Raw genomic sequence first — 13,927 nt, forward strand, 5'->3', positions numbered from 1 at the left:
CTTACAAGGCGAGGGTCACTGGTTCAAGTCCAGTATCACCCACCACATATAAAATCTATTATTATGTTAATAGTCATGTGTAAAATTGTAATATGGGTCGTTAGCTCAGTTGGGAGAGCATCGCCCTTACAAGGCGAGGGTCACTGGTTCAAGTCCAGTACGACCCACCATTCTTTGAATGGTGCATATTACAAAAATCTAAACCCTCTAGTATCATCTTCCATTTTAATATTCATTATCCGCCACTCTTTTAGTTCACGTTCAGTATTAATTGCCATTTAGAAATTCGTTATCAAGCAATTCTTCGGTTTCAAAAAATCAGTATTACCAATCTCATGCCAAAAACCTATCTTCCGAGTTTTATTATCTCCAAAATCATTTTTTTTAACTTACTTTATTACGCGTGCTACCCATTTACTTTAAATGGTTTTTTAGGTCTTTTAAGATAAAAATATAAACCTTTAGAATTAATTTGCTTAATAAACTCTCATCTTCGAAGCGAATCTTTAAATTACCTTGTAAGCGTCTAAACTGTTGATTATAGTCTGTGTTAAATTCAATTACGCTTAAGCCAATGTCTAAAAATATTTTTAATGAAGCAAAAATACTGATTGTAGAAGAGCAGCCACTTGCTCAAAGCTACATGAAACAGTCGCTCGAAAAAATTGGCTTTGGACATATGCGTTTTGCAGATCATGCTCTAGCGGCAAAAGAACAATGCTTACATGAAGAATTTGACTTGGTAATTTGCTCTTTTAATCTAAGCAAACGCCAAGATGGCTACCAGCTTTATGAAGAATTACGCGCTAAAGCATTAATAAAACACTCTACTGGGTTTATTTTTACATCTGCGGAAACTAGCGGAGAGTTAGTTCACAGTGTATTAGAACTTCAACCCGATGACTTTTTAGTAAAACCCTTCTCTGTACAAGAATTAAGAGTGCGCATAGAGCGTATTCTCAAACGTAAAAGCGACTTAAAAGCTATATACACTTTAATTGATGACGATAACCAGTCTAAAGCATTAAAACAAATTAATGCCCAACTCGATAAAAGTAATAAATACAGCCCTATTCTGCTTAGATTAAAAGGTAATATTTTACTGGCGCTAAAACAAAACCAAGAAGCGAAAGACTTTTTTAAGTCAGTTTTGAATATTCAAAAATTTGCATGGGCAAAAGTAGGATTGGTAGAAGCCTTAATTGCTAACAATGAGCATATTTTAGCTCAACGCATGCTTAAAACTATGCTTGAACGTAATGAAACACGACTAGTTGCATTAGACTTATTAGGGCGTTTAGAAATAAAACTAAACCAATTTGAGCTAGCCCAAGAGTTTTTAAGCCAAGCGGCACATATTGCTCCACGTAATATAGACCGTCAAAAGTCACTGAACAGCGTATCGCTCATTAATAGAGACTACGAAACCAGCTACTTAACTCAAAAAGATATTGCCACTTTTGCTAAGTACTCTATGCATGATAGCCCAGACATTTATTTAAATGCCGCTCGTGCTGGGATTGATTTTGCACTAACCACAGATCAAAGTGACCAAATAAACAGAATCTCCCGTCAAACAAATAAATATATTAATGAGCTAAAAACACAATTCCCAACCAGTAATGCACAAACTCAAATCGATGTGCTCAATGCACGCCTTTATTATTTAAAAGATGAACATAAAAAAGCGAAACAGTTGATTGAACAACTTGATGACAGCGATACTCAAATACGTTCAGTCGATGGTGCCCTAGACAAGGCAAAAGCACTGCATGAATTAGGTTTTCACCAAAAGGCGCAAGCGCTATTTAGCCAAATTATTGATCATTGCGAACGTCACCCAAGTAGAAGCGATGCTACTTACTTGCGTTATATACAGCAACAGCAAAGTGAAAGACGTGATATTAAAATGGGGCCGAAAGAACTTAACAATCATGCTGTTAAGCAGTTTGAGCGCGGCCAATTAAATGCTGCCTTAGAGGCATTCAGCCAAGCATTTAGGGTCATGCCACACAATCCAAGTATTGCGCTTAACTTGTTACAATGTTTAGTGGATAAGTCAAAAAAACAGGGGGACTCTTTCAATAGTGTGCTGGCTCAAAAGTGCTTTAAACTATTAAAAAAATCCCCCTTAGCTGAAGAGCAATCGGAGCGGTTCGATAAACTACTTCAGATTGCTAAAGAAATGAAACTAGAGATTAGTTAGCGCCTGTTTGGAATTGATGCTACGTTATCGCCTATTTATGGGGGAGTAACCACACCACATAGGCGCTGCCTTGCCTAAATCCCAAACAGACTGCTGCAAATTTAACCTTGAAAGGCCAACAGGCCCTAGAGCTTTTTCATTGCCAGTGCGTTTACACAGTAGCGCAAGCCGGAAGGAAGTGGGCCATCAGGGAAAATATGCCCTAAGTGCGCATCACACACATTACAAACAACCTCAACTCGCTCCATGCCATGGCTGTTATCCATTACATACCCTATCGCATCAACCGTTGCAGGTTGTGTAAATGAAGGCCATCCTGTGCCACTATCAAACTTTTCATCCGCATCAAATAGTAGGTTATCACAACACACACACACGTACTTTCCCGGTTCTAATAGTGTGCAACTAGTTGAACTATTTGGTCGCTCTGTGCCTTTTTTACGGGTCACGTAATATTGCTCTTCGTTTAACAGTTCACGCCATTGCTGATCTGTTTTAACTACTTTTTGAACCGGTGTCGGATTGCCATGGTTGGCAAAATTAACAATATCGTTCCATTTCAACATAACAACCTCATTGCGTTATTAATTTGCTTTATACTGAACCAAAAGCATTGACTGACAGCCTATCATTACGTCTGTGGCTAACACCACGATCAACGCAATTTAAACACTATACGGTGCTTCTCTGTTGCTGTAAGTATACGGCTTACATAAGCGTGTAATTGAGCTTGACTACCAGGAATACTCACGCTTAATTGCCTGTCATTATTACTATGCACTATTAGCTCATCGTCTTTTATCTCTATTGACTCAATATTGCTGATGACTAACCAATGCGGGCCATTCTTTTTATCAAACAACCCGGTTAAACTAAAAACAAACAAATGCTGCGCATCACGCTGAATAAAGTTACGCAGCGGGTTACGCATTTTAAATAACGGCGTTAATCGGTAACAGCACGAACAAAATACCACTATCCACAATAGCAATATCCCTTTAAACCAAATATGTTCGCCTAATGATAAAAAATAGCCAACGCAGATAATAATCAGCCCTATAAAGGCCACTACTTGCGCTATTTTTTTATTAATAGTGTGCATAATCTCTTACTTTTTATCGGTTGCTTTTTCTGTTGGCTCGGGCCAATCACTAAAAAAAACACTTAAATAACGACTTTTTGCCAAATACCACAATACCCACAATACAATCACCATTTGTATAGCTAAAAACAGTGAAAAGCGATAATGACTATGGGCCGCCTGGATACTTAACCACGACAAGTCTATTAGCGCGCAAGCAATAAGCGGCCAACGCATGTATCGCCAAATACTCGCTAACCGTTTCGTAGCTTGATGCGAGTCTCTGGGTCTGCGTAAACAAAACAAAATAGTGGGTACAATTGCTACGGCACCAATTGCTATGGCAATAAAAAAATCATTTTTTGATTTAAAAAACAATGACATTAGATCAAGTTCAGGACGACGGCTCAGCGCGGCAATCACCCAAATAAAATAGGCCCGCAGTAACACTAAAATACTCAAATGAAACGCTATTGGCGTACGATAGCTGCCATATTTATCCCAGTATTCAGGTCCATAACGACTCACAACTGGTTTTTCCTATCGGCAATAGTGCCCAAAATAAAAAATGCAGCTAATAATGTGAGCCCCAACCACTTAGTACCAAAAAACAGCAAAGCTTTAGTTAGTAATGGGCTTAACCACACCACTAATAAACCAAACCCAAACGCGGTGATCAACACAAAACATGCCACCCTTATAATAAAGTGACGCCTAGCTACCACGCCTTTGGTGAGCTTTAAAATGTCATCCGCATAAAGCGACACTAAGCACACCATCAAAAGCAATGATAAATGCGGCAAATAGCCTTGTAACCACTGGCTTAGGTCAATTAACAAGGTATTAAGTATATTTGTAAAACTAGCCATTATGAGTCTCTAACAAAGTAATTAAATCATCCTCTGTCAGTATTTCTATACCGAGTTCTTGCGCTTTAGTTAGCTTAGAGCCGGCTTTTTCGCCCGCCACTAGCGCATCCGTTTTGGCTGAAACACTGCCAGATACCTTAGCACCTAATTGTTGTAGGCGCGCTTTCGCATCATTGCGATTAAGCGTATTAAGCGTCCCAGTTAGCACATAAGTTAAACCCGCTAGCGGCTGTTCTTGCTCTGATGGCGCTGTTAACTGTGGCCAGTTAATGCCTTGCGCTATTAATTCGTTTACCACTGTCAGGTTATGCTCTTCAGTAAAAAAGCCGCGCACGTGCTTTGCCACTATTTCACCTACATCGCTTACTTCAATCAGCTGTTCAATGCTGGCATCGATTACTTTTTCAAGCGTTAAAAAGTGATTAGCCAAGTTTTGTGCTGTGGCCTCACCGACCTCACGAATACCCAGTGAATATAAAAACTTTGCTAAGGTAGTCGTTTTTGCATCATCAAGTGCGGCAACTAAGTTTTTTGCTGATTTTGGCCCCATTCGTTCAAGTGATTCAAAGTGTCCCTGCTTTAAAATAAATAAATCAGCAGGGGTTTTGATCAGCTCTCGATCAACTAATTGATCAACAATTTTGTCGCCCAAGCCGTCAATATCTAAAGCCTTACGCGATGCAAAATGCTTAATCGCTTGTTTACGCTGTGCTTGGCATACTAAGCCACCGGTACAACGTGCAACCGCTTCACCTTCAACCCGCTCAACGTGCGAGTCACAAATGGGGCACATAGTTGGAAATACAATCTCTTTTGCATCGCTTGGGCGTTGTTCAAGTACTACTTGGGTAATTTGTGGGATCACATCCCCAGCGCGACGAATAATCACAGTATCGCCCACTTTAACGCCTAAACGGGCAATTTCATCAGCATTATGCAGCGTTGCATTCGATACCGTAACACCCCCAACAAATACTGGCTCTAATCGCGCAACAGGAGTAATTGCCCCTGTGCGACCCACTTGAAATTCAACATCTAATAATTGCGTTATTTCTTCTTGCGCCGGAAACTTATAAGCAATAGCCCAACGCGGTGCACGAGCTACAAAGCCTAAGCGCTCTTGTAAGGCTTTTTTATTTACCTTTATTACTACGCCATCTATTTCATATTTTAGCTCGCTACGACGCGTTAAAATGTCATTGTAATAAGCAAGCGCAGCCTTTGGACCTTCAACTAATTTGGTTTCTGGACACAGCGGTAATCCCCAATCGGTAAGCTTAGCAAGTTGCTGGTAGTGATCTTCAGGTAAGGTGCCATCGGCAACTAATCCAGTGCTGTAGGCATAAAACATCAGTGGGCGTTTTGCGGTAATTTTTGAATCGAGCTGGCGTAAACTTCCCGCTGCCGCATTACGAGGGTTTACAAAAACTTTATCACCACGTTTTTCTGCCTCTGCATTTAATTTTTCAAAGCCCGCGCTATCCATAAACACTTCACCGCGCACTTCAAGCTCACGCGGGTAATCATCACCGCGAAGCTTTAATGGCACATTGCGAATTGTTTTTACATTTTGGGTAATATTTTCGCCAGTAAAACCATCGCCACGAGTAGCAGCTTGTACTAATACCCCATCGCGATAAATAATCGATACCGCTAAGCCATCCAGTTTAGGCTCACAGCAAAATGTAAGCTCTTCAGTGCTCATTAAACGCTCTTTAATACGACGATTAAAACCATTAAATTCGTCTTCACCAAAAGCGTTATCAAGCGACAACATAGGCACTTGATGTGCTACTTGCTCAAACTTGGCAAGCGCCGCCCCACCTACTTTTTGAGTAGGTGAATCGGCGGTTAAAAACTCAGGGTGCTGGGTTTCTAATTCGCTCAATGTACGTAACAAGCGATCATATTCGGCATCGGGTATGCTGGGTGTATCAAGCACATAATAACTATAATTGTGTTGCTCAAGCGTGGTACGAAGATGATTAATTTGCTCACTAATGCTGCTTACCATGTAGACCTCAAAAACATAAAAAAAGCCACTTTGACGAGTGAACGCCCAGTGGCTTACAAAATTTAACTTATGCGTATATTACGCAGAAAATGCGCGAACCTGCTCAACATATTGACGAATACGCTCTACCGTCATTTCGTTTCGCTCTGCATCTAAAATATCGGCACCAAATTCATCCGCTATTTTTTTAGCGGCGCTGTGCAGCATATTAAACGCAGCAAGGCCATCGCCATCACATGGTAGCGTCATAAATAAGCTCACGCCTGCGGTACTAAACTGTTCCATATTATCAATATCGAATGTACCAGGGTTATACATATTTACCAGTCTAAATAACACCGGCCCTTGGCCTGCAGGGTCTAGGTGGCGATTAAAAAAGCCTTCTTCTGAATACTTAAAACCTAGCGTGTTAACTGCTGGCAGTAATTTACTGCCTTGCATGGTCAATCCTTCTGGCATTTGAATATGCACAATAACAAAGTCTGCAACATCTTTAGGGGCGTCTTGTTGTGTATCTACAGCCTCTTCTGTTACCACTTCAAGGTCATCTTCAATAGCTGTATCAGCAGGGCTAACATCTATTTGTGGCTCATCAGCGCTGAAGTTTAACTCACTCATTTGTGGCTCTTCTCGTTGCGCTAACGTTGGCTCTTGTGGCTCAGTATGCACAGATGAAGGCTGCTGTTCTTGAACAGGTTCAACTCGCTCGCTTGCAGGGAGTTCAGCATTCTCTTTTTTTCTTACTGACCACAAACCGTGTATTAATAAGCCACCAATGACAAACACACTGATCACAATTAAAACCCATCTTAATTCTTCGGCCATCCCCTCACCTTTTATTATTAATATGCCTAACTGCCATCATTTTACCCAAAACAACTAGCAAATGACTATAAAATTATGCATGTGCAAGTTGCACCGCTTGTTCAATATCTACAGCAACCATGCGCGACACGCCGGGCTCTGCCATGGTTACACCCGTTAATCTACCCGCCATTTCCATTGCAATTTTATTATGGCTTATATAAATAAACTGCACAGATTGTGACATTTCTTCAACCAATCGGCAAAAACGAACCACATTGGCATCATCTAATGGGGCATCTACCTCGTCCAGCATACAGAATGGAGCTGGATTGAGCCTGAATATAGAAAACACCAATGATAATGCGCTCAGCGCTTTTTCTCCACCACTTAACAAATGAATTGTCGAATTTTTTTTACCTGGTGGCCTTGCCATTATACTAACACCACTTTCGAGTAAATCGTCACTGGTTAATTCTAAGTAAGCACTGCCGCCGCCAAACACCTTAGGGAAAAGCTGGCCAAAATCGTGGTTAACCTGATCAAACGTAGACTTAAAGCGCGTTTTTGTTTCACGATCTATTTTATGAATAGCGCCTTCTAAAGCTGTTAATGCTTGGGTTAAATCGTCCAGCTGATTATTTAAATAATCACTTCTTTGCTTCGCTTGTTCAAATTCATCAATGGCTGCAAGGTTAACGGCTCCTAATTGCTCTAGCTGATTACTTACTCCAGCAAGTTGATTTTGCGCCGCATTTAATGACAACTCTGCAGGAAGCTCTGCTAATACCTGTTTTAAATTTTGATTAAGCTCACTAAGTGGCTCTAGTACCGCTTGCGCTTTAATTAATAAGCTTTGTTCTTCAATACTCAGCTTTTGATGCTGCTCTTGCAGTGCCACCAGCTCAGCTTGTGACGTTTTTAAACTCGCTTGTTTGTTTTGTAATTCTTGTTTTGCTTGAGCTAGCTGTTGTTGTAAATCCGCAAGCGTTTGTTCGCCTTGTTGGTGCTGTACTAATAATTGCTCAATACTTAGTGCAAGCTCTTGCTCAGGAATAAGTAACGCTTCAATCTGCTCTATTAGCTCTTGCGCACCCTCTTCGGCACTAGTAAACGCCTGTACAGCATGGCTAAGTTTAGTTTGACTGAGCTGCCATTCACTTCGTGCTTTTTGCTCATTAAGGTTTGCCTGATGCGCTAGTGTTTTATATTGTTCAGCATTACTCAAAGCTTGTTTGTAACGCTCATCACTATTTGTGCGTGTGCTATCGGCTTGGTTAAGCTCTTCAGCTAAGGCCTGTAATTGCTGTGTAAGCTGTTCATTTTTATCAAGCTCTTCGCTCAATAATTCGCTTAACTGCTGTTGTTGCTCTAGCAGAGGCTGACGCTGTTGTTGTAATTTTGTTAGCTGCTGCAGATGCTGATCAGCTTGCGCTTTAAGCATATCACCACGCGTTGTTGCTACAGCAAGTTGTTGTGCTAATTGGTGAATAGTGTCTTTGCGCTCATTTTGCTGCTCGGTTATTAATGCAGCCTGCGTTTTATGTTCTTCAAGTGTGGAGTGTGCGTCCGTCAATGCCTGTTGTTGTTGCTCAAGTAAGGTTTCTTGCTGCTTGAGTTTTTTGTGCATTAATAATAAGGAATTTTCTGTATTTTTATCGCCACTTACATGCCAGTTTCGACCGTGTAATGCCCCTTGCTTATCTATAACCGCAATATAACTATTGTCGTTAAGTGCGCTTATATCGCCGGCTTCATCATAAGCAATATGATTTAATAACTCAGGATACACGCCTGAGGTAATAAACGCGGCAATACTGTGCTTAGCTGCAGACTGCGATGCAATTTCCCACGTGCTATTTTCTGCTTTACCTTGTGATATATGAATATGCTCAAGTGATGACAGCGCCTGCTCGACTAAAAACTCATAACCCGACTGAACAGTTAACTGCTTAAATAAGGTTAAACTTTCATCGCTGCTTTTTTCAAGCCCAAGAGTAGTTTGTAGCCCCGCTATACCGGCTTTTAATTCATTTACTTGCTGAAATAAATGCTGCCAATCTTGCTGTGCATCATCAAGCTGTTGCTGCTGTATTGCCTGAGCACTTTGACCTCTACTATGAGCAGTTTGCGCTTTCGCTAGCTGCTCAGTCAGGGCCTGTCTGTGCTGCTGTTGCTGAATTAATTGCTGCTCTATCTCACTGTGTTTTAACTCATCTATTTGCACATCAAGCTGCGTTAGTTGTTGCTTAACATAACTGATTTTTTGTTCTGTGTGTTTTACTGCGTTGGTATGCGCTAACTGCTGATTATGCAATTGTTGATAATCTTCTTTTAGCGATTGCCAGTGTGATGTGTCGGCATTTTTAATCTCCAGCAGCCGATTAACCTCTTCGGTAAGCTCTATAACCTGCTCGCTACACATTAAGTTATGCTCTACAGCCTGTTGTAAGCTGTCATCTAACTCTTGGCAGAGACTTTGTTGCTGCGTTTTGACTTCTTCACTTTGATTTTTTTGTTGCTCTAACTTGGCTAAATTTTGTTTCAGTGACAGCGTTTGTTGTTTAATGCTAATTTGCTGCTGTTCACTGCGAGTCAATTCGGTATGCGTATGGTGCTGTTGTTGCTGTGCATCATTAAGTTTATCTTGCTGAACTTGTACTTGAGCTTCAAGACTTGCCAGAACATCATCATGGCCTGAATGCGCCGTTTTAAAAAAGCTGATTTGTTCATCCAGTTTTTTTATTTGTGCGCTTTTATCAACTTGTTGCTGATGCAGCTTTTGCCATTTTAATACCGCTATTTGCCCCTTTAAAGTGCGTTCTTGGGTTTTAAATTCGCGATATTTCTTAGCATCAACCGATTGTACCGCCAGTTTGTCAAGCTGGTTTTGTAGCTCTTGGCGAACATCGAGGAGTCGCTCTAGGTTTTCTCGGGTGCTTTTTATGCGTGTTTGTGTTTCTCGGCGGCGCTCTTTGTATTTAGAGACCCCTGCGGCTTCTTCTAAAAAAATACGTAGCTCTTGCGGTTTGCTCTCAATTAAACGCGAGATCATCCCTTGTTCTATAATGGCGTAACTACGCGGCCCAAGCCCGGTGCCTAAAAATATATCGGTAATATCACGTTTGCGGCATTTGCTACCATTTAAAAAGTACAGCGATTGGCCATCGCGAGTCACCAAACGCTTGATAGCCACTTGGCTTCGATCAGCAAAGGTATTGGGTAATTTACCTTGGGTATTATCAAATATGAGTTCAACAGAGGCTTGCGAAATGGGCTTGCGGTTAGTGGAGCCATTAAAAATGACATCCGTCATGGCATCGCCACGTAAATTTTTAGCTGAGCTTTCACCAAGCACCCATCGCACCGCATCAATCACGTTTGATTTGCCACAGCCATTAGGGCCGACAACACACGTCATTTGATCTGGAAATGGAATTTTAGTGGGCTCTACAAACGATTTAAAGCCCGCTAATTTTATAGTGCTTAAGCGCATCTGGTTGTTTTACCAATTTTTATTATTAGGGTCTGTTGACCTTTTAAGATTAAATTTGCAGCAGTCTGTTTGGTATTTAGGCAAGGCAGCGCCTATGTGGTGTGGTTATTCCCCATAAATAGGCGATAACGCAGCATCAATACCAAACAGGCGCTGCCCGAAGGGTTCTTCCTAGGGGCGATTTACTCTTTGTTACTCGGTTTTGACTTAGCCCACTAGGTTACAAACCTCGCGCCGCGATTAAACCGCCCCTAGTTTGAACAAATTATAATCCACAAAGGTTAACAGACCCAAGTTGTTACAATTTAACCTATTTTTAGGCAAAAGGTTAAGCTTGGCGTTTAAAGTTATCTAAAATAATACCCGTTGCCATTGCCACGTTAAGCGATTCAGCACCGCCAAAGGCGGGAATAGTAATTTTATTACTCACAAGCGCGGCACACTGCTGGCGTATGCCATGTGACTCGCTGCCCATTAATAACACCCCTTCTCCAGCAAACTGGCAATGATGAACATTCTCGCCCTCTAAAAATGCACCATAAATAGGCACATCCAAAGATGTTAAATAGCTAGGTAAATCAACTTGGCTTACCGATACACGAACAAATGACCCCATAGTGGCGCTAATTGTTTTTGGATTATACGGATCGGCACTGTCGGTGCTGGCAACAATGTGTTTTATACCGTACCAATCAGCCACGCGAATGATGGTACCTAAATTACCCGGATCAGATACCCCATCTAAGGCTAATATTAAACTGTTTTCATCGGGTAATGTGGTGCTTGGCATATCAACAATGGCAATAGCCGCATTATTACTGACCAAAGTACTTACCTTTGTTAACTGCTCTTCATCAGCTGTAATAAAATGCGTTTGAGGGTATGCGCTTTGGTTATTATCAATAAAACTTTGCGTTGCAAATACATCGGTTACTTTTAATGGGCTATTTAATAACTCCAGTACATTTTTTTCGCCTTGTACGAGGTATTGATTAAATTGCTTGCGATACTTTTTTTGGCCAAGCTGGCGAATAAGTTTAAGTTGGTTTTTTGAAATCATGACAGCCCCGTTAAATTATCTGCACAGTATACCAGAGGTGACTTAAAGTGCAGCCCTATAAACATTAAAAGCAATAAAATTAGCCTACTTACAATAAGCTAGCTAATCATAAAGATTGTTTTTATTCTCTAAAAAGGGTAAGTTTACAAAAATTACAAGGACTTTTTTTAATGGAATCAATACACCCAACTTCAAATGAAACAAATCCCCCTACACCACCCACTGCCTCTCCCATTTTTAGTGGTATAGTAAATTTTAGCGGCAAAAGCGGCGAATTTTTTGGCATATGGAGTGTCAATATACTGCTAAGTATTATTACTTTAGGAATTTATTCTGCATGAGCAAAAGTACGCACCTACCGTTATTTTTACGGTCATACGCGTATCGACGGCCTTAGCTTTGACTATCTAGCTACGCCTATACAAATTCTAAAAGGCGCATTTTAGCGGTCATTGTATTTTTAATTTACACCCTGCTTAGCAGCCTCGCACCGACGATAGGCCTTTTATTTGCTATTGGCTTTTTATTTTTATTGCCGTGGATCATCAACCAAGGTCTGCGTTTTAATATGCGAATGACTCGCCATCGTAATGTACGCTTTGCCTTAGAGCCATCTCAACTTGCTGCTAAAAGCAAACAGAAATTCAGCAGCTAATGCGTTTGCTCTTCCAAATGGTCGGGTTGTTGTAACTGACGAACTTGTTGAGCTATTAAAAAATGATTCTGATGCCCTGCGTGCTGTTTTACTTCATGAAATTGGTCATGTTCAGCACCATCACAGCATTCGCCTTGCAGCACAAGCTGCAGTGAGCACCGTTGTATTTGCAGTTATTTTTGGTGACTTAGATGGTATATTAGAAGTCGTGCTTGGCTCTGGTTCATCTTTTTTACAACAAGCGTTTTCGCGAGATATGGAACAAGAAGCCGATGAATATGCTATTACAAACCTTTTAAAATTAGGCTATTCTAACCTCGACTTTGCTGATGCAATTGAAGCACTGGAAAATAATTTAAAAGCACAAGAAGGGAGCTATGATGATACTTGGTTAAAGTATTTATCAACGCACCCAAGCTCTCAAGAGCGAATAGAATATGCGAGGCAATATAAACCACTATGACCCCTGAACTGAATTTATTGTTATTAGTTATCATTATGATAACGCTTGGCTACGGATTTATTTATCCGCGCTTTGCAGGCAGCAGCTTTAAAAAAGTATCGGTGCAAGATTTATTTGCAACAGGCATTACGCTATTAATTGCATCTAGCCTTTATTACAACTCGGGCGTGCAATTTAGCTGGTTAATATTTGAAGTTAATTGGTTTTGGTTTACTTTTTTAACTTACGTCATAATCGAAATTCCGGTATTTTTTATTTATGCTAAAAAACACGATATGCAGTTTTAATCGTACTTTTATTTTTATACAAAAAAAGCGCCAAATTGGCGCTTTTTAAACTAGATTAACACAAATTAATATTTATGCTTAAGCGCCCACAAATGTAGCAATTCACTGGCAATTGTTGCTGCAGCAATGGCAGTAAGCTCACTTTGGTCATAAGACGGGGATACTTCAACCACATCCATCCCCACCATATTAATGCCTTTGAGTGCGCGTAAGATTTTAAGTACCTTATCAGAAGTTAAACCACCACACACTGGTGTGCCCGTACCTGGTGCAAAAGCGGGATCTAAACAATCTATATCAAAGGTTAAGTAAACCGGTAAATCACCCACTCGCTCAATAATCTGAGCTGCAATATCATTTGCATGCAGATCATTGGCTTGCATAGCATCAATCACTGCAAACTCATGCTTGCTTTGATCAAAGTCGGTACGAATGCCTAGCTGAATACTGTGATTAACATCAATCAACCCTTCCATTGGCGCATGATAAAACATGGTACCGTGATCAAAACGCGAACCGTTACTGTAAGTATCGGTATGTGCATCGAAATGAACTAACGCCATTTTGCCATGAATTTTTGCATGTGCGCGCAATAGCGGTAAGGTTACAAAATGATCGCCGCCCAAGCCTAATAATGTTTTACCTTGGCGAAGTATTTGCTCTGCCGCCATTTCTAGTTGCGCGGTAAAATATTCCGGGTCACCTACCGGATAGGTAAAATCGCCAGCATCCGCCACGGTCAAGCGCTCAAACAACGGAAATGTCCACGGATATTTAGTATCTTCCCATGCTAAATGTACCGACGCTCTGCGAATAGCATCAGGCCCCAAGCGGGCACCAGGGCGCCCTGAAGTAGCCAAATCAAACGGTAAACCCAGTACCACTACATCGGCCTCAATCGCATTAATGTTTTGTACCATAGGACGACGTAAAAACGTCATCCCGTTTGAGTACAATGAGTGGTCAACACAACCAAACAAGCTAGACATTGC

11 protein-coding genes, 1 tRNA gene and 2 pseudogenes are annotated in these 13,927 nt (G+C 40.9%); 5 read left to right on the forward strand and 9 right to left on the reverse strand.

All coding sequences use genetic code 11. The features are described 5' to 3' along the window. The first annotated feature begins 94 nt into the window (after positions 1-94). Positions 95-170, forward strand: a tRNA-Val gene (locus MTN96_RS34200). A gap of 404 nt (positions 171-574) precedes the next feature. Next, on the forward strand, positions 575-2,206 hold the full coding sequence (locus tag MTN96_RS34205; protein WP_069439987.1) for a response regulator: 1,632 nt from the start codon (positions 575-577) through the stop codon (positions 2,204-2,206). A 125-nt stretch (positions 2,207-2,331) separates the two neighbouring features. Here MTN96_RS34205 and msrB read toward each other — a convergent pair whose 3' ends face one another. The 8 genes from msrB to MTN96_RS34245 form a co-directional block, all read right to left on the reverse strand. After that, positions 2,332-2,772 (reverse strand): peptide-methionine (R)-S-oxide reductase MsrB, encoded by a 441-nt coding sequence (msrB, locus tag MTN96_RS34210; RefSeq protein ID WP_033103821.1) that lies wholly within the window; start codon positions 2,770-2,772, stop codon positions 2,332-2,334. Positions 2,773-2,861: 89 nt separating this feature from the next. Continuing rightward, a complete protein-coding gene (locus tag MTN96_RS34215) occupies positions 2,862-3,308 on the reverse strand; it encodes a hypothetical protein (protein ID WP_138627637.1) in 447 nt (148 codons plus the stop codon). A gap of 6 nt (positions 3,309-3,314) precedes the next feature. Beyond that, entirely contained in the window at positions 3,315-3,815 is a 501-nt protein-coding gene (locus tag MTN96_RS34220; protein WP_036982115.1) for a DUF2919 domain-containing protein, read from the reverse strand. Next, the gene (locus MTN96_RS34225) at positions 3,812-4,156 is read right to left on the reverse strand and encodes a DUF3392 family protein (protein WP_069439978.1); all 345 of its coding nucleotides are present in this window, start codon (positions 4,154-4,156) and stop codon (positions 3,812-3,814) included. Before MTN96_RS34225 ends, MTN96_RS34220 begins: the two co-directional genes overlap by 4 nt. Then, positions 4,149-6,170: an NAD-dependent DNA ligase LigA gene (ligA, locus tag MTN96_RS34230; protein WP_248534451.1), complete on the reverse strand. Its 2,022-nt coding sequence runs from the start codon at positions 6,168-6,170 to the stop codon at positions 4,149-4,151. Before ligA ends, MTN96_RS34225 begins: the two co-directional genes overlap by 8 nt. Positions 6,171-6,248: 78 nt before the next feature. Then, a complete protein-coding gene (zipA, locus tag MTN96_RS34235; RefSeq protein WP_069439976.1) occupies positions 6,249-6,995 on the reverse strand; it encodes a cell division protein ZipA in 747 nt (248 codons plus the stop codon). A 73-nt stretch (positions 6,996-7,068) separates the two neighbouring features. Next, a complete protein-coding gene (locus tag MTN96_RS34240; RefSeq protein ID WP_248534453.1) occupies positions 7,069-10,470 on the reverse strand; it encodes a chromosome segregation SMC family protein in 3,402 nt (1,133 codons plus the stop codon). 328 nt (positions 10,471-10,798) lie between these two features. Next, the gene (locus MTN96_RS34245) at positions 10,799-11,530 is read right to left on the reverse strand and encodes an RNA methyltransferase (protein ID WP_138627154.1); all 732 of its coding nucleotides are present in this window, start codon (positions 11,528-11,530) and stop codon (positions 10,799-10,801) included. Positions 11,531-11,700: 170 nt separating this feature from the next. On the opposite strand from MTN96_RS34245, the pseudogene MTN96_RS34250 reads away from it, so the two are divergent. The 3 genes and pseudogenes from MTN96_RS34250 to MTN96_RS34260 all read left to right on the forward strand — a co-directional run. After that, positions 11,701-12,140, forward strand: a pseudogene (locus MTN96_RS34250) (DUF898 family protein); the annotation flags it as partial. Positions 12,141-12,177: 37 nt separating this feature from the next. Further along, positions 12,178-12,648, forward strand: a pseudogene (locus tag MTN96_RS34255) (M48 family metallopeptidase); the annotation flags it as partial. Further along, on the forward strand, positions 12,645-12,935 hold the full coding sequence (locus MTN96_RS34260; RefSeq protein ID WP_248534457.1) for a hypothetical protein: 291 nt from the start codon (positions 12,645-12,647) through the stop codon (positions 12,933-12,935). The pseudogene MTN96_RS34255 and the gene MTN96_RS34260, both read left to right, overlap by 4 nt. A gap of 65 nt (positions 12,936-13,000) precedes the next feature. Here MTN96_RS34260 and speB read toward each other — a convergent pair whose 3' ends face one another. Continuing rightward, positions 13,001-13,924 (reverse strand): agmatinase, encoded by a 924-nt coding sequence (gene speB, locus MTN96_RS34265; RefSeq protein WP_036982103.1) that lies wholly within the window; start codon positions 13,922-13,924, stop codon positions 13,001-13,003. Positions 13,925-13,927 lie beyond the last annotated feature (3 nt).

The sequence above is a fragment of the Pseudoalteromonas sp. 2CM28B genome, assembly GCF_023161935.1.

What these genes read in the sequence shown, in the direction of transcription:
- MTN96_RS34205 (WP_069439987.1), top strand. Translation starts at nt 575, where the DNA reads ATGTCTAAAAATATTTTTAATGAAGCAAAAATACTGATTGTAGAAGAG.
- msrB (WP_033103821.1), bottom strand. Translation starts at nt 2,772, where the DNA reads ATGTTGAAATGGAACGATATTGTTAATTTTGCCAACCATGGCAATCCG.
- MTN96_RS34215 (WP_138627637.1), bottom strand. Translation starts at nt 3,308, where the DNA reads ATGCACACTATTAATAAAAAAATAGCGCAAGTAGTGGCCTTTATAGGG.
- MTN96_RS34225 (WP_069439978.1), bottom strand. Translation starts at nt 4,156, where the DNA reads ATGGCTAGTTTTACAAATATACTTAATACCTTGTTAATTGACCTAAGC.
- ligA (WP_248534451.1), bottom strand. Translation starts at nt 6,170, where the DNA reads ATGGTAAGCAGCATTAGTGAGCAAATTAATCATCTTCGTACCACGCTT.
- zipA (WP_069439976.1), bottom strand. Translation starts at nt 6,995, where the DNA reads ATGGCCGAAGAATTAAGATGGGTTTTAATTGTGATCAGTGTGTTTGTC.
- MTN96_RS34240 (WP_248534453.1), bottom strand. Translation starts at nt 10,470, where the DNA reads ATGCGCTTAAGCACTATAAAATTAGCGGGCTTTAAATCGTTTGTAGAG.
- MTN96_RS34245 (WP_138627154.1), bottom strand. Translation starts at nt 11,530, where the DNA reads ATGATTTCAAAAAACCAACTTAAACTTATTCGCCAGCTTGGCCAAAAA.
- MTN96_RS34260 (WP_248534457.1), top strand. Translation starts at nt 12,645, where the DNA reads ATGACCCCTGAACTGAATTTATTGTTATTAGTTATCATTATGATAACG.
- speB (WP_036982103.1), bottom strand. Translation starts at nt 13,924, where the DNA reads ATGTCTAGCTTGTTTGGTTGTGTTGACCACTCATTGTACTCAAACGGG.